The organism is Pseudidiomarina planktonica (assembly GCF_900177775.1).
Taxonomy (GTDB): domain Bacteria; phylum Pseudomonadota; class Gammaproteobacteria; order Enterobacterales; family Alteromonadaceae; genus Pseudidiomarina; species Pseudidiomarina planktonica.
In genome coordinates, this window is record NZ_FXWH01000001.1 from 1,473,793 (window position 1) to 1,496,859 (window position 23,067).

Sequence of the window (23,067 nt, forward strand, 5' to 3'; positions counted from 1 at the left end):
TTCGTATGAACGATGAAAACAACTCTGCTTATAATTTAGACTTGTTTCCCGTGGACTCAACGCCGCGGGAAACAACCGTCTTCCCGCTTAGTGACCACAGTGTCATTCTAAAGAGCTTTGCCTCCACCGCCGCATCCAAAATTTATACTTCTACTGCAGCTATTAGCGCGCAAGCCCCCTTTCGTCATTGGCAAACGCCTGGCGGTAAGCAAATGTCTGCACTCAGTACCAACTGCGGTGAGTTAGGTTGGGTATCCGACCGCCAGGGCTATAGATATCAAGCGACCGACCCACAAACCGGTAAGCCGTGGCCTTCACTGCCACAGTTTCTTTCTGAATTGGCACACGATGCCGCCGCACAAGCTGGATACAACGATTTCGTACCAGACAGCTGTTTACTCAATAAATACTTACCCAAAGCCAGCATGGGGCTGCATCAGGACCGCGACGAACGCGACTTCAGTCAACCTATTGTTTCTATTTCACTCGGGCTACCCGCACAATTTCTATGGGGCGGGCTAAAACGTAGCGATCGCCCACAGCGGCTGTTACTGGAGCACGGTGACGTGGTGGTTTGGGGTGCAGCAGATAGGCTGCGCTATCACGGCATTGCGCCCGTTAAGGCTTCGAAGGGAACCACCGCCGATCACCGTCTAAACTTGACGCTGCGCAAAGCAAGCTAGATAAAATAATGGCTAGACTTGATAAATAACAAAAAAGAATATATATATAACTAAATTAGTTTTAGCATTAAATTCCGATTTAAAACTCAGTACGACAAAGGAGCCGGCCATGACCATGACAGCAACAAGCGTACCTCTGGTAAAAGCATTTTTAGACGGTGACAGCGAAACCTATAGCTATGTAGTGTATGACGAACCTGCTGGACACGCTGTGGTGATCGATCCGGTATTAGATTTTGATTACAAGTCAGGTCGTACTTCTACCGAAGGCGCCCAGAAAATTATCGACTTTATTCAGGAACAAAACCTGAAACTCGGCTGGGTATTGGAAACTCACGCGCATGCCGACCATTTGTCGGCGGCTCCTTTTATTCGTGAGCAGCTCGGCGCTCCTATCGGCATAGGTGAGCACATTAAAAATGTGCAGGAGATATTTCGGCAGGTATTCAATCTGGAAAAAGAGTTTTTGCCAAACGGTAGCCAGTTTGATCGTTTATTTGCCGATGGCGAAAGCTTTCAGGTGGGCAAGCTGTCGTTTCGAGTGATGCATACACCTGGCCATACACCAGCCGATTTGGCGTACATTGTGAATGAGTCAGCCGTGTTTGTAGGTGATACGCTGTTTATGCCCGACGTAGGCACCGCTCGTTGTGACTTCCCAGGGGGGAGTTCGGCGCAATTGTTCCAGTCGATTCAGAAGCTTCTGGCGTTGCCACCTTCCACCGCTATGTACATTTGCCACGACTACCCTACCGAGGGCCGAGAACACAACTGCAAAACCACAGTTGCCGAGCAAAAGGCGAATAACATTCACGTGCATGATGGCGTGACTGAAAGTGACTTTGTGCAAATGCGCGATGAACGCGATAGTGGTTTAGATATGCCGCGGCTCATACTGCCGGCTATTCAGGTGAATATCCGAGCTGGCCAGTTGCCTCCCGCAGAAGGCAATGGCCAGATTTATCTGAAGTTACCGCTTAACCAATTGTAGGGGTACCGCCGTCTAACCCAGCTGCACGCGCGGCACGCTCTACCGTGTCGTGCTCCAGCTGCCAACCGTGCAGTTGCTGCTGAATTAAGCTATACAGTGCGTCTATGTGCTCAACACTGTCGTTTAACGCCGGAATATACTCATAGCGCTCGCCGCCACTCTCAATAAAGTACTCCCGGTTTTCTTCGCCAATTTCTTCAATAGTTTCTAAGCAATCAGCAGAAAATCCCGGACAAAATACCTGTACTGACTTAACACCCTGCCCCGGTAAGGCTTTCATGGTTTCATCCGTATAAGGTTGTAACCAGGGTTCACGGCCAAAGCGTGACTGGAACGTTGTCATATACTCATGCGGTTGTAGTTGCAGAGCGGATGCAATTAATCGTGAGGTTTTATGACACTCACAATGGTATGGATCGCCGTTTTTCAAATAACGCAGCGGCACACCATGATAAGAAAACAGCAATTTATCGGTACGACCGTGCTCATTCCAATGCGCCTGAATACGGCTTGCAGCGGCCTGAATAAATGGCGGATAGTCATGATAATGCGTAACAAAGCGCAACTCCGGCAGCCAGCGTCGGCGGGTAAAGTCCTGACTAATCTTATCGAAGGTAGAAGCTGTGGTTGATGCTGAGTAATGCGGATATAACGGCACTACCACCAGTTTACGAACGCCTTGCTGAAACATCGACTCGAGCACACTGGGTATGCTTGGATTACCGTAACGCATAGCGAATTCAAGCACGAAATTATCACCATGCTCAGCCTGCAAGCGATGCCGAAGTGCATCCGCTTGCGCTTTTGTATGCCACAGTAACGGCGAGCCCTGATCAGTCCAAACGGTTTTGTAAGCCGCAGCTGAGCGTTTCGGGCGAAAGCGTAAAATAACGCCGTTTAAAATAAACCACCATAACAACCGCGGCACTTCTACCACTCGCGGGTCACTTAAAAACTCTTTCAGGTAGGTTTTTAACGCACCTTTGGTTGGTGCGTCTGGCGTTCCCAAATTGGTGACTAATACCCCAATCTTGTCTTGTTGAGCATGCGTGAAATTCGGACTTCCCTGATACTTCATAGTTTTATAATTCTCTGCTCGGTTGAAAATATGTGATGGTTGCTATTAACCCGCTACCTATGGACGATACCACCATTGCTCGGCGATTTCGTTAACGGGTGCTAGTGGAATATTTTTTAATTCAATAATACGACGATTATTCAGCTCTGCACGCGCAATCACAGCCCCGTAAAATGACATAAACAGTGCTTCGTAGTCGCCATTGGCGTATAAACGTTGCAGTCCCAGTTCAATACGCTTCGCTAATTCCGGTTGATCGCCGGGCACATAAAAAAAGTCGGCGAAGGGATAACGTAATACCACGCCCGGCACTACTGCTAATTTATCAGCGCTGCTACCTAAATTTTCCAACTCCAGCCATAGCTCGATAACGGAACGGCTGAATACATCAAAGTTTCCGTCTAGTAATTGCTGGTAAAGATCAGACGTTTGCTCCACGGTTTCAACATGCGCAAAAGTATCGCGCATTAGCGGCAACTCAACCCAGTCGGCACCAAACCCTGTGGTTAGACTTGATAACGCCTCGGTATTCTCAGCAAGGTCAGGCAGTCGCTGTAAGGTTTGTTCGTGGGTAACCAACAAGCGCCATCCCAACAAACCACGGCGCACAGGAACTGGTATTGCGATTACCCCCGGCTGTTGCCAATAGCCTGACGCCAGTACCCCCACCTGAACCTTTTTACCACTCGTAAGCTCGTGAATTAACCGTGTTTGAGTCATTGGCAATGGGTAGCGAGTTAAAGCTACCTCGGTATAGTCATCTGCAGTGATGGCCAATGCTCGTTTCAGCAATTGATAGTTGTAGTCGCGCTCTTCTGTTAATTCAGCGAAAGCCTTGTTCATTACCACAGTGGTGTTGGCAAATCCTGAACTAGTTACCAGGCTAAATAGCACTAACAACCACCAACGACTCCAACCCGCCATGCAGCTATTTCCTACTCATCAATCAATAGTAACGCCAGAGGCACCGTTGCACCTGACAATAAATACTCAGTATCTAAACCCAATGTAATAGCACCTAATACAGTACCGTCACTATCTAAAACGGGAGCCGAAAACTGCGCCTGAAAACGCTGGGTGGAGCGATCGTAAACAATATCACTAAGATAAACACCAGGTTCATCAGTACCGATGGTATACGCAAATTTATTCTCATCGGATTGATCATAGTCGTTGGGTACCCGACTAAAACCGGTTAAAGCGCCTTGTCTGTCGAACAGTATAATTTCGGTAAACCCATCGCGAATACTATTTGCCTTTTGCATGAGCCAGTCACTAACAGGCAGGCTTTGCATACTCGCAATAAATTGATATTCACCAGAAAAATACTCTGCCTGCCAGCGTTTTTCGTAGTCGGCTATTTCAGTTGCAGTAACAGGGTTTTGTAACCGTTCTCGTAATGCCTGTTTTACCACATTATGATTAAGCGTTTGCAGAAAAGCTTCTGCCTTGGTTTGCAAATGACCCCGCTCTGCCTCGTTTAGGCTTATTTCCAGTTCATTACAATCACCTAATGCGCGGTTAAACCTGGTTAAAAAACCGGGCCGTTGGAGCAGGAAATTCCGTTGAAAATACACACCAAGCTCAGCGTAGCGCAAAAACTGTAGCCTTAAACCTGCGGCCTGCCGGTTTAGCCAACGTTCAAAACTAGTGGTTAAACGTCGCTGTTCGGTAATAAAAGCGTCAATTCGCCCTGCTTCTAATTGCTGTATCAACTGCTTTTCTTCAGCCACTAAGTGTACGGCTTGCTTAAGCTCACGTTGCAGCCACTGCGCCTCGCTGCTACCTCTAATGGCACCAAGACGTAAGCCATACAATGCCGCAACGTTCGGTGTTACAGTTTCGCTGCGTGATACCAAGAACCACTTCTCCATGGCTAGTGGCGCAGACAACCTAGCAAACTGATCAGCTTCGGCGTGTTGAATACTGCTGAAGAAACCATCCGCTGACGACGTTTTAACATCATGCTCAGCGCGCTTAGCCGGCACCAGCTGAATGTGGTACGGGGTGTCTATTGCGCTAAACGCGCAACTCAAGGTGCTAACCGAAATACCGCCAAGCTGCCCTTGCTCCAACATCTGATACGGAGGCATTTCAGTGGTTCGTAATTGCACCGGGGGCTCATCGTTAGCCATGGCGTAAGGACCGGTAAAACCTGCTGCTAAACTAATAATCGAGAGCCAAAACCTTAGCTTACACACTGTTGGAACCTCCCGTTATTTCACGGTATTAAACCGCAACTACTTTGAGTGTAGTTAGCTCATCAGGCTTTTACCAAAGCTGCTTACAAATTAGCATTCGCTCTTCTATTGGCGGGCTTTTACGAGTGCTGCTTGAATATGTTCGAACAAAAACGGCTTGGTAATATAGTCATTCATCCCGGCCGCTTCACTGGCTGACTTGGTTTCTGTGAAAGCGTCGGCGGTTAAGGCAATGATATAGGGCTGCTTACCGTTGTTTTGACGAATTTGTCGGGTTAACTCCAAGCCATCAATGTCAGGTAAATGAATATCCATAAATACAACTTCGAATTCGCCTGACGCAACAGTCTCCATAACCGCGTTGGCATCACGAACCTGTGCAAAGGGTATCTGCATTTGATTCAGCATTTCCGCCAAAATCAGTTGATTTACATCGCTATCGTCAACAATAAGCACCCGAAACTGCCCTGCCAACTGCTCCCATGAAGCCGGTGTGAGTTGTTCAGCAACAGCAACTTGCTGCTGCATATGGTCACCAAGGGGTTGTTGTGCAGATTCATCGTGACAGCGTCCAACCGGAACCGACACGCGAAACTCAGTTCCAACACCAAGTTCACTGCGTACCCTGACTTCACCCTGCATTAACTCGATCAGGCTTCGCACAATGGCCAGGCCAAGTCCACTGCCGGAGTGTTTGCGGTTTAGATTCGACTCTTCTTGCTCGAACATATGCCAAATGCGTTCGGTATCCCGAATACCAATGCCAGAATCTGTAACCTGCAAAATCAATAAGCCTTGATCAGGGTCTTTACTAACAGCGTTCCTGCTGCCAGCTTGCCACGACAGTTCAAGCCGAATGTCACCCCGCTCGGTAAACTTAATGGAATTACTCAGCAGGTTACTCATAATCTGAATTAACCGGGCATGATCAGCGCTTACCCGATGCGGTAAATCATCCGCAATAACAACACTCAAACTGAGCCCTTTTTGTTTTACCGTTTCGCTAAACAACTGCTGTATGTGACGAATAATAGCGCGCGGGTCCGCCACCGTTGGCGTTACTTTAAGCTTGCCCTCTTCGGCGCCGGTTAAATCCAACACGTCATTTAGCGTGCGCAGTAAATAACCGCCACTACGTTTAATGGTTCCAACTAGTTCCTGCTGATGTGCATTTAACTGGGTGTTCTCCAGTACACCAGCAATCCCCAGAATACCGTGCAAGGGCGTTCTTATTTCATGAGAAATGTTAGCCAGAAATAGTGTTTTTGCCTGGGCCGCTCGCAACGCTTTAAGTTCAGCCTCTTTTTGACTGGTGATGTCGGTTAGCGTGCTAATAAATTTAATGGCCTGGCCATGCTTATCGCGTTCAGTAACACGCCCCCGATCCAGCATGTACAGGTAGCTTTCGTCGCTATGCTGCATACGATGTATGCTTTCGTAGAATTGGGTTTCACCGTTTAAATGCGCTTGGATTTTTTGCTCGTAGCCAGCCACGTCATCCGCATGAACGCGCTCCAGCAAACCTTCTATGTTGGTCGGTAGTTCTTGTTCTGAAACACCCAGCATCTCGGCCCAGCGATGATTCACACTCACCGCATTGGTTTGCGGGTTCCAGTCCCAAATACCAACACGGGTTCCTTCAATAAGTAGTGCTAAGCGGTGACGTTCTTGCTCAAGTGCAAGCTCCAGCGACTTTCGTTCAGTAATATCAATGATATAGCCGAACAGGTAATCCACCTCACCATTCTCGTCCCGCTGAATAATAGTGGTGTCAGCCACCCAAATGACCTCACCATCGGCGCGCACCAAACGGTAATCATCGTGAGTAAAACTCGCTGGAATAGTGGGGTCTTGCATGACCTGTTCAACATCGGCACAAATACGCGGGTAATCGTCGGGATGCACCAGTCGCTCGTAGGTTAACCCAAAGCGCTCGAAGTTACGCTTGGTGATGCCAAGCAGTCGTACAACATTCTCAGTAACATACAACACCGGAAAACCGGGGCTGTTGTCCCACACAAAAACAGAAATCAGGCCACTGGCAGACAGCAGCGCCTCAAAATCTCTGTCGGCTATTGCCATAAACGCACCTTCTCGCGAATTTTGTCGGTGGCTATCCATTCCTGTAGTTGGTCAGCTAGCCACTTGCCCTGCTCAATAGCTTGTTGCCAGTACTTATATCGGTCTACGGCCGAAAGCGTGGCAAAGTCTTTTCGATCCGGGATTTTGCCAAAGGGTAACCGCGCTAAAAACTCTTCGGTTGGTGTCATTAATACTACCTTCGGCCACTGCGTTCCCAAAGTACGGCGCCAGGGTATGTGTTTATCAAACCATCCCGGTATTACCTGATTGTGAAAATGCGGATACAACACCAACCCATTCACAGCTCCCAAATCAATATCGAAATGGTAATCGGTAATGCCACCATCACGATAAATTCCCGGTGGCGCCCCGGGAATATCTTTTACGCCATGTAGCACCATAGGAATAGACCCTGAGGCCAACAAGGCGGATTTAAAATTATCCGTGCTGAGGGGCACTTTATGGGTTTTAAAATCATTCCAGCTATTGCTAAATGCCGCATCTGACCTGGGGTGGTGGAATAGCACTCGTTCAAAGCTTCGACCTAACCATTTGCGGTTAACACCATTGGCTACAGCCGATGTTAACAACCCGGCTAACTGCAGTTTGCGCTCGCTTGCAACTAAGCCTCGGCAGCGAACCGCAATAAAATGATGCCGGAAAATATCCTGCTGTAGAATTTTCGGAACCACGTTGTCAGGAATATACTTATGCAGTAATGCCCGTGCTTCGTCAGTAATTTCGTTTACATCAGGCTTTTCGCTGTATGTTTGGCTGCTATATAACTCCGCAAACAGGTTACTGGCGGCGATGCTGTCGGGCTGCCCCAAACTGGCGAAACGCCAGGCTCCTGCTGAAGTTCCAAGCAAATCCAGGGGTTGTTTACGATCTTTAAAGAATTCACCAAATAAAAATTGGTCGAGACCTTGCAGCACAAACCACTTTGGCCCGCCCGAAGCACCTAGCAGCATGCCAACATCCTGTTGCTTCAGTCCATTTTCCTGTATCTGCTGATATGCGTCAGAGCCTGCCTGCAGGCGAATCCAATCTGTCATCCTGAACTACCTATTTTTATATGACTACTAGTCATTACGTTAAGTGACCAATAGTCATTATTTTAAGTTGTTGTTTATATTAAATTTGTCGTTTTCTCTCGGCTAGGACACCCAAGGTCAACATAATACCGACACAAACAAGTGCTAAGTAAATACTTGGAACCTGCGCCAATAGACCGGCTATAAATGGGGTTAACCACACGGTAGCAAGGCCGTAACCGAAGGCGCAGATAAGTACAAACAGTAAGGTTCTAAAAATAAAATGCATGCCACCTAATTGGCGCCGAATCCCCTGGTTTATGGCATTACCATAAATGACCAATAAGGTAGCCATTATCATCATGGCGACATCCGACAAATGGGGGCGAATCATCAAGCCCAGTTCAAGCATCACTTGGTTCATGTACAACCTCTTGATTAATAAAATCGCGCGATGAAGGCGACTAACCAATAAAGTATACCGTTTTCAAACAGCAGGTACAGTGATGTGTTGAGCGAAAGTCATGGTGTTGGCAAGCACTGAGGTATCGCAGTGATTATTCAACAATGCTATGCTCACGAGCTTAAATTCTGGCTATAAAGAGACCCTTAAGCATGAAAGTCGTATCCTTTAACATTAACGGTATCCGCGCCCGCCTGCATCAGTTAGAGGCTTTGATTCAAAAGCACGCACCTGACGTCATTGGCTTACAAGAAACTAAGGTTCATGACGACCAGTTCCCGCTTGAAGCGGTTGAAGCCATGGGTTACCACGTGGTGTATCACGGTCAGAAAGGACACTATGGCGTCGCCCTGTTGTCGAAGCGCCCTCTGGCAAATACCCAATGCGGTTTTCCGAGCGACGACGAAGAAGCGCAGCGACGCATGGTAATGGGCGACTACACCACCGATGAAGGCAAAGTAGTACGGGTTCTAAATGGTTACTTCCCGCAAGGCGAAAGTCGCGACCATCCGACGAAATTCCCTGCCAAGCAAAAATTTTATGCTGATTTAATGCAGTATCTGAATGAATCACATAGCCCGGATCAACCCATAGTGGTAATGGGTGATGTGAACATTTCCCACACAGATGCAGACATAGGTATTGGTGCGGACAACGCAAAACGCTGGTTACGCACTGGCAAGTGCAGCTTTTTACCGGAAGAACGTGAATGGCTGCAACGCCTGGTTGACTGGGGCTTTACCGATACTTATCGGGCTCATTATCCACAGCCGCAGGAACAGTTTAGTTGGTTTGATTATCGCTCACGCGGATTTGATGACAATCGCGGGCTGCGTATTGATTTAATTCTGGCTACCGCCGAGTTAGCCGAAGCCTGCACTGATAGCGGCATTGACTATGAACTGCGGGGTATTGAAAAGCCTTCTGATCACGCCCCGGTATGGTCTAGCTTCAAGTTCTAACGCGTACGCCGCCGGCTAATGCTCATCCGGCGGCAACTCAGCCAGCACTTTCCGTAGCAATACGGCTAAATCCATGTAGGTGGTAGTGCCGGGCTTGCCCTGCTGCGCCGGTGCCACCTTCAATTTACGCTGTAGTTCCTGATACCAGTGCAATAACGGTGGTGGCAACGCTTTATTGGAGCGGTGACCCAGCCAGTACAATCCCTGTAGCGGTAACATCAACAAAAACAGGCTGCCAATAAAGGCGGCCGTGGTCCACTGTTGATTATGAAACTGCCATTGCACCAACATATTCAGAACTGCCAGTGCTGGCATCATGGTAATCGCAATTCGCGTTGCGGGTATAACCCGGGTTTCGGTAAAGGCCGCCACCACCGAGTGGCGTGGCCACTTGTTCATATACCGTTGGCCGTCCTGCAAATACTTAATAAAAGCCACACCCACCTCTTTGTTCGGTTGTCACTGCTGCATAAGCAAGCAATGTGTTCAGTATACAGGCAACTGAGTGACGAATAAATTTGCGATTGGTGATAAAGCACACAAACTTATTTTTATTATATTATTCAATATCTTATCAAGTTTAAACCGACTAACACACAGACATATCCACAGACAATGTGGATACCTTTCACAAAACCCCGTTGTTGCTTGTCCATACTCGCTGATTTTGCGAAGATAGGCTTACGAATTCACAACTATGCTTAGCCTAATGCCTGATCACGACATTTGTATTGCCGCACCAGCGCATGGCCGCAAGCAGCCGCTAGTGCACCATCCTGATAGTGTTGTTCAACAGCAAGTTTTAGGCTCCGGACTAAGCCTGCAAGTGCATGGAAATGAACTTGTAGCACCTGCCAGTGGCTTATTAAAGTACGTTAGCCCTGCCGGGCATTACTGGCATTTTCTGTTGCCACATGCCAGCCCTGCATCATGTGGCTCTAAAAAGTTTGAGAACTGTGTGCTGCTATTTGCCGATCCAGCCTTCAGTACCCACTTACCGGGTATTACGAAGCAACCCAAACTTGGCCAGAAAATACGCGCCGGCACCCTGTTAGCCAGGCTGCATTTGCCAGTGTTGCAGGCTAATCTTGGTCATACCGCGTTGGCCATTGTTTTTCCTGACCGTAGTGCCAACGAAATTGACTGGCAACCCGGCAGTGCACGTTGTAATGAACAACCTTTTATAAAAATATCCTTATCAGCTCAGCAATAGGAATTCTTTATGCAGTATGTAGTTTATGGAATAAAGCAGTGCGATACTGTTCGTAAAGCTCTGAAGTGGCTTGCCAATGAAAACATTGACTACCGCTTTCATGACCTCCGCGAAGACGGCCTTGAGCAGGAACAAGTGGAAACCTGGTTAAACGTGCTTGGTATGGATCAGGTACTGAATAAGCGCAGCACCAGTTGGCGCCAACTTAGCCAAGAGCAGCAAGCAGTAAGTTCAGTGCCTGCTGCCGCGAAGCTAATCTGTGAACATCCAACACTGGTGAAACGTCCGCTAGTTGCAGCAGAGCAACCTATTCTTTGTGGTTTTAAGGTGGAACAGTGGCAACAACAACTGAAATAACATCGCCAACCCTACAACTGGCGCAGCAACTGATTGCTCGCGAGTCAGTAACGCCTATTGATGATGGCTGTCAGGAGCTACTAGCGGCTCGCCTGGCGAAACTGGGTTTTAGTAATGAAACCATGGTGTTCGAAGATACCACTAACCTGTGGTCACGCCGCAATCAACAAGGCCCGGTATTTTGTTTTGCTGGCCATACTGATGTGGTGCCGTCGGGGCCAGTTAAAGAATGGATAAGTCCGCCCTTTTCACCCTCCTTGCGTGACGGTTACCTGTATGGGCGCGGTGCCGCCGACATGAAAGGCAGCCTGGCGGCTATGATTGTTGCTACTGAACGCTTTGTAACTGCGCGTCCAGAGCACCAGGGCAGCATTGCTTTCCTCATAACCAGTGACGAAGAAGGCCCGTTTATAAATGGCACCACCCGCGTTATTGATACGCTGGAAGCGCGGCAGGAAAAAATCACCTGGTGTCTGGTTGGTGAACCTTCCAGCACCAAGCGCTTAGGCGATACGGTTAAAAATGGTCGCCGCGGCAGTCTGACCGGATTCCTGACCATTAATGGTATACAAGGGCACGTTGCTTATCCTCATTTAGCGAAGAACCCGGTTCATCTGGTAGCACCGGCACTGGCTGAACTGGTAAATACGCACTGGGATCATGGCAATGAATTTTTCCCACCTACCACCTTCCAAATTTCCAATGTGCACTCAGGCACTGGTGCCGGTAACGTGATTCCCGGTAGTTGTGAGGTACAGTTTAATTTCCGCTACAGCACTGAAGTTACGGCGGTAGAGCTACAGAATCGCGTAACCGACATTCTGGAGCAGCACGATTTGAGTTTTCACTTAAGCTGGACTCATAATGGCGCTCCTTTTCTGACCGACCACGGTGACTTGGTAGATGCCACTTGCGCGGCTATACAGGCAGTAACTGGGCAAGCCACTGAGCTATCTACTGCCGGCGGCACTTCTGATGGTCGCTTTATTGCGCCTACAGGTGCACAAGTGATTGAGCTTGGCCCTGTTAATGCCACCATTCATAAGGTAAATGAATGTGTGAAAGCCACTGATCTGGATATACTGACAGATGTTTACGAGGCTATTCTGGAGCGTTTGTTATGTTAACCCCAGCCCAGTTAACCGGGCGTGACTCAAGCCATTTAATCGACTATCAGCAGCACCAGCTGCAAGCTGAGGTGGCAGCAGCCTACGCTCGTATGTGTGAGGCCGCAGCAGATCAAGGCGTGGTGATAGCTATTGCCTCAGCCTTTCGCAGTTTTGATCGGCAACTGGGTATTTGGAATCGCAAATTTAACGGCGAAGCACCTATTTACAGTGATCGCGGTGAGTTACTGCAAACCGAACAGCTAAGCACTGGCGAAAAAATCGATGCTATTTTAACCTGGTCTGCATTGCCCGGCGCTAGCCGCCATCATTGGGGCACCGACCTTGATTTGTACGATCCCCGCCCGTTTAATACTACCGACAACAAGCTACAGCTAACCGCAGGTGAGTATGCCGAAGGCGGTCCTTGCTATGACGTAGCTTGCTGGCTGCAACGACATGCTCACGAATATGGCTTCTTCTTACCCTACGCACGCTATCAGGGCGGTGTAGCAGCTGAGCCATGGCATGTTAGTTATCGGGTAATAGCAGAAGCAGCACGTAACAATTTAAGCACCGCAACTTTAGCGTCAGCATTAACTGATGCAGATATTGAAGGTAAACGTTGTATTCTGGCTCGTTTAGCGGATATTAAAGAACGTTATGTAGACAATATTTGTACAGACAACGGCTGGAGCGATGTATGGTGTGGTTAATCATTATTTTAGTAGTAGGTTTTATTGCCGCCAATATACTGGTTTTAAAGTACTCAGCGAAAACTGGGTGGCTAACTAAAGCAGAATTGGATAAACGAGGAATTAAGGCTAAGCCCAAGAAAGATGAAGAAGAAGACGACGACCAAGAAAACAATTAGAACTTTTCCTCGTCATCGCCTTGTTATGCTCACAACGTTTTAGTCCAGCTTAACACCCAAGCGACGGGCTACTTCTTCATAAGCTTCGACTACCCCACCTAAACCTTGGCGGAAGCGGTCTTTGTCTAATTTATTGCGGGTTTCTTTGTCCCATAAACGGCATCCGTCGGGAGTGAATTCATCACCCAAAATAACTTCACCGTCAGAGTCCACGCCAAACTCAAGCTTAGAGTCTACTAACAGCATGCCTGCTTCAGCAAACATCGTCTGCAAGGTGCTGTTTACCTGGTACGTCAGTTCTTTCATGCGTTCCAGTTGCTCTGCGGTAGCCCAACCAAAGGTCATGATATGAGATTCGTTAATCATAGGATCGTGCAGCGCGTCATTCTTTAAAAAGAACTCGAACGTAGGCGGTGTTAAATCCATACCTTCTTCTACCCCGAGCCGACGGCACAACGAACCTGCGGAAATGTTCCGAACCACACACTCAACTGGGATCATTTTGAGTTTTTTCACCAGCGATTCGTTCTCGCTCAGCACTTTATCGAGTTGCGTTGGAATACCGGCGCTTTCCAGTTTCGCCATAATAAAGTTGTTAAACTTATTATTCACCATGCCTTTGCGATCTAATTGCTCGATACGTTCGCCGTCAAACGCGGAAGTATCGTTCCGAAACTCCAGAATCAAACGTTCCGGATCATCGGTTGCAAATACAGTTTTCGCTTTACCACGGTACAACTCACCACGCTTTTCCATCACATCCTCTCAGTCAGATGATCACAACTTACTTTGTTGTGTAAACTCGGCCGCAAATAAATCAAAGAACGCACTCATCCGTTCAGGATCAAGCATTTCTTCATCGTGTTTTATGGTCAGCGCTACGCGCCCATCGTTTTCAATTAAAGAAACTTCGTAGTCGCCGTTCGCCAAGCCTACATCAACAGCTTTTTTGTCACGCCAGAACGCCAGACTTGATAACACGCCGCCACCGGCAGTGTAATTCAGGTAATAACGACCGTTGGTTTTATTCAAATCTTCGATGGTAAAACCAAGCGCTTCAAAGGTGTTTGCCGTTAAGGTCCAGGCTAGCTCGAAATCTGTTGGTAATAAGTACGCTGGGTTACCTTCCTGGTTGAAACCTAACTCAGCCTGCAAACCTTCGTTCACAATACTGCGGTAAACTTCGTCTTGAATGTAGTACAGCGATGCCATAACTTCATTCATAAACTGTGCTTCAGCATTACGCTCAACCAGTGGTGAGGACTCATTCAAGGTTGAACCATTTCTGTAACGCTCAAAACCTTCCAATTCAACCAGCAATGATGTGGTGCGACCATGGCTTGCAGTTTCTTGCGTTATGCGAAATTTCTTTTTGGTTTCAAGCACATCTGTATCATCACGCCAAAATGCCCAAAACGAACTATCGGCGGCTTCAACCTCAGTACGCTCAGTATACCAATCAGTAACTAACAGCTGTTCTTCTTGCTGCTGCGCAACGGGTATTTGCTTACGCTCAACTGTATTTAATAACGCGGTCCATACGGTGCCCGACAAATCATCAATTTCTTCAACGTCATCAAAGAATGCGCGGGTTTCATTGCTGGCATCCTCAATACGCGCGCCAGCTGCTATCGGACGTACCTGAACCGGCGCCAGCACGTTAACTGCAGTACCAACAGCAGCAGAATCACCTGCTATCGATGGAATTTGATACTGGCGTTGTTCCGCTGGCAGTTGCAACCCTTCGGCTGGTTCCAATGGCTCAATTAACTTACTATCAACATAGGCGAAGCTACCTTCAGCTTGCCCTCGGTTGGTGGTTCCACATGCCGCTACAGCGGTTAATGTCAGCAAACTGACTGCTACTACATTTAATTTCATTATTGCTCCAGGCTTAAACTAATCCGGCTTGTTGTATCGCTTGTTCGATTGCTTGTTGGTTAACAAGTTCCGGTTCAGTTAGCGGTAATCGGTAAAATGCTTGCAATCGCCCCATACGAGCGAGTGCCCATTTTACTGGAATTGGGTTTGATTCAACGAACATGGCGTGATGCAGAGCGGCCATTTCCTGATCCAGTTGCTTAGCTTGTTCAGCATGACCGGCGCGCGCAGCAGCCACCATAGCCTGCATTTTATCAGGGCAAATATTAGCGGTAACACTAATGACGCCATCGCCACCTTGTAAAATGAATTCACAGGCAGTGGGATCATCGCCACTTAGCAGAATAAAGTCAGGACCACATAACTCACGTAATTTGGCAACGCGGGAACAATCACCTGTCGCCTCTTTAATACCTACAATATTGTCAATGGCCGCTAACTCTGCAACCTGTTCTGGCTGCACGTCATAACAAGTGCGTCCGGGAACATTATACAAAAGTTGAGGCTTATCACTGGCTTCTGCGCAGGCTTGATAATGTGCCACCAAACCGCGCTGAGACGGCTTGTTGTAATAGGGGTTTACGTTTAAAAAGCCAGCTATTGGCAATTGTGACATACGTTCGGTTAAATAAACCGATTCGGCGGTTGAATTGGAACCATTGCCAGCAATAACCGCCACGCGATTTCCAGCTAACTCAGTTACCGCACTTACCACAGCCACGTGCTCGTCATGGCTTAGGGTTGCTGATTCACCGGTAGTACCCATAGCTACAATAGCATCGGTACCCGACTCGCAGTGCCAATTCACCAAAGCTTCCAACTCGGAATAATCGATATTCCCTTGTCGGGTAAATGGCGTAACTAACGCAACGATACTTCCTTTTAGCATTGTGGCCCCCTATTTATTAAGCCCACAATGTTACTGGCAGCGCGGGTGAAACACAAGCCCGACAATGCTTTCATAGCGCTTTCACGAATTGGTTTTTACAACCCGGAAGGTTATGATAGTGACACTCTATTTCGCTTACCGGAGCGGCCGTGTAAGCCGCCAACAGGAGTTCTTATGAATACTTTAAAAGCAGGTGATAAAGCGCCTGAGTTCGAATTACACGACGCCAATAATGAGTTGGTTTCATTAAAAGATTTATTAGCTCGCCAACGGGTGTTGGTTTATTTCTATCCGAAAGCCATGACCCCGGGTTGTACAGTGCAGGCACAGCAACTACGTGATAGTCAAAAAGAATTAGCCGCTCACAATGTAACAGTAGTAGGCATTAGCCCGGACGCACCGAAGCGGTTAGCTAAGTTCACGGAACGTGATGCGCTGAATTTCACCCTATTGAGTGATGAAGATCATAAGGTTGCCGATGATTTTGGCGTATGGGGTAATAAGAAGTTTATGGGTAAAGAATACGATGGTATTCACCGTATTAGCTTTTTAATTGAAACCGATGGCACCGTTAGCCATGTGTTCGACAAATTTAAAACCAAGAACCATCATGAGGTAGTGCTAGACGTATTGGCCAGCTAAGGCCAATACATTACTAGCCGTACTTCCATCAGCTCCGGATTATGCCTATTCAGGCGACCGGGCTGATGTTGGTGTTGAGGTAGGTGTTGAGGTAGATGTTGAGGTAGACAATGCGGTTAACACTGCTTTTACTAAACTGGCTAAGGGAATAGCAAAGAACACGCCCCAGAACCCCCATAGACCACCGAAAAACAGTACTGCGGCAATAATGTAAACCGGGTTTAAGCTCACCGCTTCAGAAAACAGAAGCGGCACCAGCAGGTTGCCGTCTAATGCCTGAATAATCAGATAAGTAACCAGAACGTAGGCGAACATAGCAGACCAACCGAACTGGAATACGGCTACCAGCGCCACCGGAATGGTCACCACCACAGCGCCGATATAGGGTATTAACACGGACAAGCCAACCAGTACTGCCAACAATGCCGCATAACGCAAATCAAAGGCAACAAAGCCCAGATACGTAGCCACACCCACAATCACTACCTCAAGCGCTTTACCACGAATGTAGTTCATGATTTGCAAGTTCATTTCGGTGCCAACCTGACTAAGTAAACGTCTATCTTGTGGTAATAAACGCTCCAGGTGCGCCAGCAATACTTTGCGGTCTTTCAGCATAAACAGTACCAGTAGCGGCACCACAATCACGTATATAAGTATGCCCATTAAATTCACGATGGAATTGAGCGACTGTCCAATCAAACCCTCGCCCACAGTAATGGCGCGTGTTTTAAAGGACTGAATAAGTTGGGATATCTGATATTCGTTCACAAAGCCCGGGAACATTTCCGGTAACCGGTTCAGCAACAACTGAACAGATAAGATCATTTCAGGCAATTCACGGATCAAGGCGAGTCCTTGTTGCCATATCACTGGCATCAGGAAAAATATCAGCCCAAAGCCCAGCGTCATAAAAATCAGGAATACCAGTATAACTGCGGCAAGTCGGCCAAACCCCAGGCGCATTAAATGTATGACCGGCCACTCCAGTAAATAGGCTAGCGCTATAGCTACCAGTAGCGGCGCCAGAACCGGACCAAAAAATACAATGGTAAAGAAGCCGATCAATAATACTAAAAACAACGTAACCGCATTAGGGTCAGAGAATTTACGGTTATACCAATTCTTAATATAGTCCCACATAATATTCCTAGTTAAAGATGGCATGCCTGAGTTTTTTGTTATGCTGACAGATTAGCATAATCATCTACGCATACGATCAAGCGTTTCATCAAAATTAGAAACAACTTATGATGGCAAAGGAACTCGCTCGCTAAAAATAGAGTCGTAGTTAGCGAAGAGTCGCATGACGACAATGATGTAATGGACGTCTGAATGAAGAAAATGAAACAAGTTCTTGCCCGGTTCCTGGGCACCTTCACCACAGCAATTATTACTGTGGGTATATGCACAACGCTTTATGCGCCGGTGCAGGCACAAAGCCGTTTACCAGAACTTGGCACTACTGGCGGTGGCACCATGTCCATCCAACGGGAGCAAATGATTGGCGATTTATATATGCGCCAACTGCGCGGAGCCGCTCCCGTTGTACACGACCCGGTACTTAGTGAATATTTGAATGATATTGGCAACCGTTTAGTCGTTAACGCGCCTGATGTGCGCTTCCCATTCGAGTTTGTCTGGATAAATCATCGGGAGATTAACGCATTCGCGTTTTTAGGTGGCAAAATCGGTGTTCACACCGGCTTAATTTATGAGGCCGCAACGGAATCAGAACTAGCCTCAGTATTAGCGCACGAAGTTGCTCACGTAACTCAGCGGCATATAGTTCGTAACATTGAACAGCAACAATCAGTGAGCGCGGGCCGAATCGCCGCTATGATCGCCGGCGCCCTATTAACTATGGCAAGCCCGGATCTTGGCATGGCAACTATTTCCGCCGTCAGCGCTGGCGGCTTACAGTCGCAAATTAATTACACCCGGTTATTTGAGCAGGAAGCTGACCGCGTGGGAATTAATATTCTGGCCAATGCGGGTTTTGACCCTCAGGGTGCCCCCAATTTCTTTGGCCGCCTTTCCAGCAAATACCGTTACAGCTCAAGACCGCCGGAAATGCTGCTCACTCACCCATTGTCGGAATCCCGCGTAGCAGATACACGCCAGCGTGCTGATATGCTGCCAAGTCCGGTTGAAGTTGATAACTTCGATTTTAAACTGGCGAAAGCGCGCATTTCAGCGCGGCACTTGCAACTAACCAGCAGTAGCGAATTTGAACAGGACATGAATAGCCGCAATGCATCAACGGCAGCTGCTGCCCGCTATGGCGCGGCTATTATTGCACTAGACTCAGGCAATCCGGCCAAAGCGGAAGAATTGTTGACTCCCCTGCTTCGAGATTACCCAAATAATTTGTTTGTGATTGACGTTCACACCGACATTTTGCTGGGCTTAAATCGCGTTGATGAAGCCTACGCTATGCTTGAAAACGCCTATATGAAACGTCCTAACGAACAAGTTATTACGGTGAATTTTGCCAACACAGCAATGAAGCGCAATGACCACCAAATGGCTATCCAGTTATTGCGCGATTACCTGCTACGACGCCCGGATAACATTATTGCATTGGAATTACTGACCGAGGCTTACCAAAAAACCGGACAACTTGCGGCTATGCACGAAACACGTGGTGAAATTTATGCGCTATATGGTGGCTTCAAAATAGCCATCGACCAATTTCATACAGCGCATACCAGTTCCGATAATCAACTGACCAAAAAGCGTCTGCAAGCGCGTATAGACCAAATTAAAGCGCTGCAACACCAGGCCGAAACTCTATAACTTACTCAATCCCTGCGGCAGCTCGCAGGGAGCCCAACGTTTGTTCGCCCAGCAATGGTCCTTTTACGTCACCTTCAGGGGTAACTATATAAGTGGCTGGCAGCATTTCAGGACGCGGGAAAGGTAAATTCGGTGCCGGCGTAGGCTGGATTAACGGAAACTCAATGCCATGCTTACTCTTTAACTCAGCTAACTGTTCGTTGTTCATTGGATCAAAGCTAACGCCCAACAAAGTAACTTCTTGCTGATGTAATTCGTGAAACTCATTTAGCTCCGGCAGTTCCTTCAAGCATGGCGCACACCACTCGGCAAAGTAATTAACGACCACGTACTGACCACGTAGCTGATCCCATTGTTGAGCACCACCGCTGTCAGTTACAAAATCAGTACTGTCACCACAGGCAACAAGGGTTACTAAGCTTAATGCCAGGCTTAGCTGACGCACTCGCTGCCAGCTTCTTTTTGCCGTTTTGTTCATTACATCGTCCTTCTAGGGTAAGCTATAGATATGTATATCAAATGGAAATTAATCTCATGAGCCAAGTCGAAATTTATCACAACCCGCGTTGTTCAAAAAGCCGACAAACCCTGCAATTACTTCAGGATAAGGGTATTGAGCCTACTATTATTGAGTATTTAAAGACTCCGCCATCAACGGCACAGCTGAAAGATTTATTGTTATTACTGGGCTTTCAGTCTGCGCGGGAACTCATTCGCAGCAAAGAAGAAGCTTTTAAAGCCAATAATCTTGCTGACGAGCATGATGAAGATGCCTTGCTGGAAGCTATGGTACAACATCCCAAGCTAATCGAGCGACCTATTGTGGTAAACGGCAATCGCGCCCGTCTTGGCCGCCCACCGGAAGCAGTTCTGGAGTTATTTGAGTGAGTATGAGTAATCAGCATATTACCTTACTGATTTTGTACTACAGCCGTCATGGCAGCACCAGAGCGCTGGCCGATGCCATTGCTGAAGGTGCAACCGCGGCTGGTGCAGAAGTGTTGTTACGCACTGTTGCCGATAGCACGCGTGACCAAGAAGCGGATACCGCTAAGCAACCGAAAAGTGACCGTGACATTCAGGTCAGTCTGGAAGACTTAAAGAATTGTGATGCCCTGGCCCTGGGGAGCCCCACTCGCTTCGGTCATATGGCAAGTAGTCTACATGCCTTTTTTGAAACGACTTCGACGCAGTGGCTGCAAGGTAGTCTGACCGATAAGCCGGCCGCCGTGTTTACCTCTTCCAGCAGCCTTCATGGTGGCCAGGAAAGCACCTTGCTGTCGATGGCATTACCCCTGCTTCATCACGGCATGATATTGGTTGGCATTCCTTACGCTGAGCCAGCGGTTCACCAAACCAGAACCGGCGGCGGACCTTATGGCGCCAGTCATTTAAGTCAGCATCAGGAAACCAGCTTAAGCGAACATGAGCAACAATGTGCCGAAGCATTGGGACGGCGTTTAGTAACCACGGCAAGTCGCTTAAAGAAGGAGCAGAATCTTGGCAAACACCATTAAAACCCTGCGCTATTTAGCGCTATTCAGTTACTGCGGACTCGTTATATTTGTATTCGCCTGGCATACCCTAATTGCTCCCAGCACTATGCATTCGGTATGGTTTCAACTGCTGCTATATGGGCTGCCGTTATTGTTTCCATTAAAAGGAATACTGCAAGGTAAACCCTACACCCACGCCTGGGCGAACTTTGTGTTGATGTGGTATTTTTTGCACGGTTTAACCGTGGTTTATACCAGCCCCGAGGTACGTCATTTGGCTATTATTGAAATCATTTTGGCTACCGGCGCTTTTATTGGCTGCACCTACTACGCGCAAAAACAGGGTCGTGCATTAGGGTTAGGTTTGAAAAAGAAGAGCGAACAGGACTAAATAGAGAGTTCTCGTTTTACGAAGGGAATAGTCAGGCGGCGTTGCGCCGCCAATGACGCTTCATCTAGTTGTGCCAAACACTGCATTAACGACCGCATTGACCGTCCCAATCTATGTAGCATAAATTGAGCAACGTCGGCCTGTAGCTCTATACCTCGCATTTTGGCGCGTAACTGCAGGGCTTTCACTTTATACGGGTCGCTTAGTTCCTGCAGTTGCAGTGGCAAGCCCCATTGTAACCGCGAGGTTAAGTCCGCTAATGCGGTTTTTACCTGATTAGCCGATGACCTGCTGGTCATGACAATGCGTGACTGCTGTGCATCACTCACTTTGTTCAGCAGGCTAAACAACGCGTAACACCAGTTTTCATCGGCAAGCACCGCTTCCACATCATCAAGACAGAGTAACGGCACCTGTTCTAATCCGGTTAATACCGAAGGCTCAGCTTGTTCAGCAATATCGGCCAACGACAAATACATAGCATGCTGCGGTGCTGCCGCACATAAAGCGTGCAATAAATGGGTTTTACCTACGCCGGCAGCACCGGTCAGTAAACACCAGGGTGAGCTTTGTCCTGCGCCACTGCCGGCGTCGACAAAAGCGGTTAATGCCGCCACCTGCGAGCTGTTTTCGCCGTCAATAAAGGTAGCGAAATTCTCATCATCGGGAAGTTGAACCGCTAAGCCAAGTTGCCGTGCAGTAGTTGTCAGTTTTGCCACTGATACTCCGGAACACTGGCCACTGCGGCAAATGGATTGTCATTGATAATTTGCATGCGTCTATCCAGACTAATAGTCTGCTGCGCTCGCTTGGCGTCGCCGTGTAGCTGCAGAGTAAACTCAGCTTTACCATCACCAAACTCAAGTAAATCAACCTGTTTGACTATAGATAAACTAGCCAGAAACTTCTCTACACTTAACACGCTATCAATTGAATTAAGCTGTAATACCCGAATAGTTAACGCATCAGATTCAGCATCGCTGGAACGAATACCATAAAGCTCGGCCAGTTTTTCAGCAACAGAATCCACTAATGGTGCCGCCATAAGCGCCGGATCATTGCCAACTTCGCGCCCATACACTCGCTCATTACCTACTATAGCCTGCCACTCGAATACCCAATCACCGTTAGTGTCAGGGTCAGTTGACCGATACACGCGGGTCATCAACAGGCCATCGGCGGTGTAACGCTGCGCCGCGCGCTGCAATGGTTGCTCGAAACGCCCCCACACATCAGTAACTGAAACTCGCATGCGATCGGTTAAGTCCATTAACGGCAGTGCCACCGGAACGCCCCGTTCACGGGCACGATTCAATAATTGTTGTTTCATCACGGTAGTGCTATCGCTGGCAATAATGTCACGCGTGCCATCGTTCTGCTCTTGTGCCATCCACACCATTAAGCGTGGCCGCCGGTTGCCCCAGATGGGGGCATCTATTGTCCGCAATAATGAGTTTACTTTGCTCTCATCAAAGCTGGCCCATAACCACTGTTGCGAATTCTCATTCCGATAACCGTATTGCACCAAATAGTCGCTAACCTGCCCCTTAGCCCGCTTCACTGCGTCTTCGCTCAGCACACCAGAGTTGCCGGTAACTTTTACCACCATTTGTTCAAACACCTGCTCCAGCGCGCGCTGACGTTCAGCCTGAGCTTGCGAATTCACGCTTACCTGAGCCTCGTACAGGTCATCTAATTCAACCGCGGCAGCGGATAGGCTAACCAGGCAAAGTAGCCCGGTTAATAATGCGCGGATTGTTGTTTTGACGGCAGCACTGTGCACGGTCATATTGCTTCCTTTTACGTTGCTAAACAGCACCCGAATAGTTGAATGATAAACAGCTGTATCCCCGGCGGCAAGTCACAAGCTGTGGATAACTGAAATCAGCGACCCAATTTACTTTTCAGCCCAACGCAGGACTGTT

The 23,067-nt window shown here is 48.0% G+C and carries 27 protein-coding genes; 13 read left to right on the forward strand and 14 right to left on the reverse strand.

Features of this window, described 5'->3' with window-relative positions; genetic code table 11:
• Positions 1–5 precede the first annotated feature (5 nt).
• A complete protein-coding gene (gene alkB / locus CCE91_RS06980; protein ID WP_086434479.1) occupies positions 6–683 on the forward strand; it encodes a DNA oxidative demethylase AlkB in 678 nt (225 codons plus the stop codon).
• A gap of 109 nt (positions 684–792) precedes the next feature.
• Complete coding sequence (locus CCE91_RS06985) at positions 793–1,674, forward strand: MBL fold metallo-hydrolase (RefSeq protein ID WP_407681278.1); 882 nt, start codon at positions 793–795, stop codon at positions 1,672–1,674.
• On the opposite strand, the gene hemH is transcribed toward CCE91_RS06985, so the two are convergent.
• From hemH to CCE91_RS07015, 6 genes are all read right to left on the reverse strand, one after another.
• Complete coding sequence (gene hemH / locus CCE91_RS06990) at positions 1,661–2,752, reverse strand: ferrochelatase (protein WP_086434480.1); 1,092 nt, start codon at positions 2,750–2,752, stop codon at positions 1,661–1,663. The two genes, CCE91_RS06985 and hemH, sit on opposite strands and share 14 nt — an antisense overlap.
• Before the next feature lie 57 nt (positions 2,753–2,809).
• The gene (locus tag CCE91_RS06995; protein WP_086434481.1) at positions 2,810–3,676 is read right to left on the reverse strand and encodes a hypothetical protein; all 867 of its coding nucleotides are present in this window, start codon (positions 3,674–3,676) and stop codon (positions 2,810–2,812) included.
• Positions 3,677–3,687: 11 nt separating this feature from the next.
• The gene (locus CCE91_RS07000; RefSeq protein ID WP_086434482.1) at positions 3,688–4,887 is read right to left on the reverse strand and encodes a transporter substrate-binding domain-containing protein; all 1,200 of its coding nucleotides are present in this window, start codon (positions 4,885–4,887) and stop codon (positions 3,688–3,690) included.
• Positions 4,888–5,058: 171 nt separating this feature from the next.
• Positions 5,059–7,035 (reverse strand): hybrid sensor histidine kinase/response regulator, encoded by a 1,977-nt coding sequence (locus tag CCE91_RS07005; RefSeq protein WP_159454937.1) that lies wholly within the window; start codon positions 7,033–7,035, stop codon positions 5,059–5,061.
• The gene (locus CCE91_RS07010) at positions 7,026–8,090 is read right to left on the reverse strand and encodes a patatin-like phospholipase family protein (RefSeq protein ID WP_086434484.1); all 1,065 of its coding nucleotides are present in this window, start codon (positions 8,088–8,090) and stop codon (positions 7,026–7,028) included. Before CCE91_RS07010 ends, CCE91_RS07005 begins: the two co-directional genes overlap by 10 nt.
• A gap of 79 nt (positions 8,091–8,169) precedes the next feature.
• Complete coding sequence (locus CCE91_RS07015) at positions 8,170–8,493, reverse strand: DUF3392 domain-containing protein (protein WP_086434485.1); 324 nt, start codon at positions 8,491–8,493, stop codon at positions 8,170–8,172.
• A gap of 191 nt (positions 8,494–8,684) precedes the next feature.
• Here CCE91_RS07015 and xthA point away from each other — a divergent pair, with 191 nt between their 5' ends.
• Positions 8,685–9,494 (forward strand): exodeoxyribonuclease III, encoded by an 810-nt coding sequence (xthA, locus tag CCE91_RS07020; protein WP_086434486.1) that lies wholly within the window; start codon positions 8,685–8,687, stop codon positions 9,492–9,494.
• Positions 9,495–9,509: 15 nt separating this feature from the next.
• Here the strand turns inward: xthA and yfbV are convergent, their stop codons facing one another.
• Positions 9,510–9,932: a terminus macrodomain insulation protein YfbV gene (yfbV, locus tag CCE91_RS07025; protein ID WP_234996277.1), complete on the reverse strand. Its 423-nt coding sequence runs from the start codon at positions 9,930–9,932 to the stop codon at positions 9,510–9,512.
• A gap of 259 nt (positions 9,933–10,191) precedes the next feature.
• Between yfbV and CCE91_RS07030 the strand changes: the two genes are divergently transcribed.
• The 5 genes from CCE91_RS07030 to CCE91_RS12225 are packed head-to-tail and all read left to right on the forward strand — an operon-like array spanning position 10,192 to position 13,044.
• The gene (locus CCE91_RS07030) at positions 10,192–10,707 is read left to right on the forward strand and encodes a PTS glucose transporter subunit IIA (protein ID WP_086434487.1); all 516 of its coding nucleotides are present in this window, start codon (positions 10,192–10,194) and stop codon (positions 10,705–10,707) included.
• A 9-nt stretch (positions 10,708–10,716) separates the two neighbouring features.
• Positions 10,717–11,064 carry an ArsC family reductase gene (locus CCE91_RS07035; protein WP_086434488.1) on the forward strand — a complete coding sequence of 116 codons (348 nt, stop codon included), beginning with the start codon at positions 10,717–10,719 and terminating at the stop codon, positions 11,062–11,064.
• A complete protein-coding gene (gene dapE / locus CCE91_RS07040) occupies positions 11,061–12,191 on the forward strand; it encodes a succinyl-diaminopimelate desuccinylase (RefSeq protein WP_086434877.1) in 1,131 nt (376 codons plus the stop codon). Before CCE91_RS07035 ends, dapE begins: the two co-directional genes overlap by 4 nt.
• On the forward strand, positions 12,185–12,886 hold the full coding sequence (locus CCE91_RS07045; protein WP_086434489.1) for a M15 family metallopeptidase: 702 nt from the start codon (positions 12,185–12,187) through the stop codon (positions 12,884–12,886). Before dapE ends, CCE91_RS07045 begins: the two co-directional genes overlap by 7 nt.
• Entirely contained in the window at positions 12,874–13,044 is a 171-nt protein-coding gene (locus tag CCE91_RS12225; protein ID WP_126797139.1) for a DUF2897 family protein, read from the forward strand. Before CCE91_RS07045 ends, CCE91_RS12225 begins: the two co-directional genes overlap by 13 nt.
• 39 nt (positions 13,045–13,083) lie before the next feature.
• Here CCE91_RS12225 and purC read toward each other — a convergent pair whose 3' ends face one another.
• From purC to dapA, 3 genes are read right to left on the reverse strand one after another with little or no spacing between them, the layout of a single operon-like run.
• Positions 13,084–13,800, reverse strand: coding sequence for a phosphoribosylaminoimidazolesuccinocarboxamide synthase (gene purC / locus CCE91_RS07050; protein WP_086434490.1), 717 nt, complete (start codon positions 13,798–13,800; stop codon positions 13,084–13,086).
• 21 nt (positions 13,801–13,821) lie between these two features.
• Positions 13,822–14,925, reverse strand: coding sequence for an outer membrane protein assembly factor BamC (bamC, locus tag CCE91_RS07055; RefSeq protein ID WP_086434491.1), 1,104 nt, complete (start codon positions 14,923–14,925; stop codon positions 13,822–13,824).
• Positions 14,926–14,938: 13 nt separating this feature from the next.
• A complete protein-coding gene (gene dapA / locus CCE91_RS07060) occupies positions 14,939–15,814 on the reverse strand; it encodes a 4-hydroxy-tetrahydrodipicolinate synthase (protein ID WP_086434492.1) in 876 nt (291 codons plus the stop codon).
• Between the two features lie 174 nt (positions 15,815–15,988).
• Between dapA and bcp the strand changes: the two genes are divergently transcribed.
• On the forward strand, positions 15,989–16,456 hold the full coding sequence (gene bcp, locus CCE91_RS07065; protein ID WP_086434878.1) for a thioredoxin-dependent thiol peroxidase: 468 nt from the start codon (positions 15,989–15,991) through the stop codon (positions 16,454–16,456).
• Between the two features lie 45 nt (positions 16,457–16,501).
• On the opposite strand, the gene CCE91_RS07070 is transcribed toward bcp, so the two are convergent.
• Complete coding sequence (locus CCE91_RS07070) at positions 16,502–17,599, reverse strand: AI-2E family transporter (protein WP_086434493.1); 1,098 nt, start codon at positions 17,597–17,599, stop codon at positions 16,502–16,504.
• Between the two features lie 192 nt (positions 17,600–17,791).
• On the opposite strand from CCE91_RS07070, the gene bepA reads away from it, so the two are divergent.
• The gene (bepA, locus tag CCE91_RS07075; RefSeq protein ID WP_234996278.1) at positions 17,792–19,255 is read left to right on the forward strand and encodes a beta-barrel assembly-enhancing protease; all 1,464 of its coding nucleotides are present in this window, start codon (positions 17,792–17,794) and stop codon (positions 19,253–19,255) included.
• A gap of 1 nt (position 19,256) precedes the next feature.
• On the opposite strand, the gene CCE91_RS07080 is transcribed toward bepA, so the two are convergent.
• Complete coding sequence (locus tag CCE91_RS07080; protein ID WP_086434494.1) at positions 19,257–19,733, reverse strand: TlpA family protein disulfide reductase; 477 nt, start codon at positions 19,731–19,733, stop codon at positions 19,257–19,259.
• A gap of 56 nt (positions 19,734–19,789) precedes the next feature.
• Here CCE91_RS07080 and arsC point away from each other — a divergent pair, with 56 nt between their 5' ends.
• The 3 genes from arsC to CCE91_RS07095 are packed head-to-tail and all read left to right on the forward strand — an operon-like array spanning position 19,790 to position 21,142.
• Entirely contained in the window at positions 19,790–20,143 is a 354-nt protein-coding gene (gene arsC, locus CCE91_RS07085) for an arsenate reductase (glutaredoxin) (RefSeq protein ID WP_086434495.1), read from the forward strand.
• Positions 20,144–20,145: 2 nt separating this feature from the next.
• Positions 20,146–20,772, forward strand: a complete 627-nt coding sequence (gene wrbA / locus CCE91_RS07090) for an NAD(P)H:quinone oxidoreductase (RefSeq protein ID WP_086434496.1) — start codon at positions 20,146–20,148, stop codon at positions 20,770–20,772.
• Complete coding sequence (locus CCE91_RS07095; protein WP_086434497.1) at positions 20,756–21,142, forward strand: DUF2069 domain-containing protein; 387 nt, start codon at positions 20,756–20,758, stop codon at positions 21,140–21,142. Before wrbA ends, CCE91_RS07095 begins: the two co-directional genes overlap by 17 nt.
• Here the strand turns inward: CCE91_RS07095 and hda are convergent.
• Positions 21,139–21,861, reverse strand: a complete 723-nt coding sequence (gene hda / locus CCE91_RS07100) for a DnaA regulatory inactivator Hda (protein WP_086434498.1) — start codon at positions 21,859–21,861, stop codon at positions 21,139–21,141. The genes CCE91_RS07095 and hda overlap by 4 nt on opposite strands.
• A complete protein-coding gene (locus CCE91_RS07105; RefSeq protein ID WP_086434499.1) occupies positions 21,849–22,931 on the reverse strand; it encodes a DUF2066 domain-containing protein in 1,083 nt (360 codons plus the stop codon). Before CCE91_RS07105 ends, hda begins: the two co-directional genes overlap by 13 nt.
• Positions 22,932–23,067: the final 136 nt, after the last annotated feature.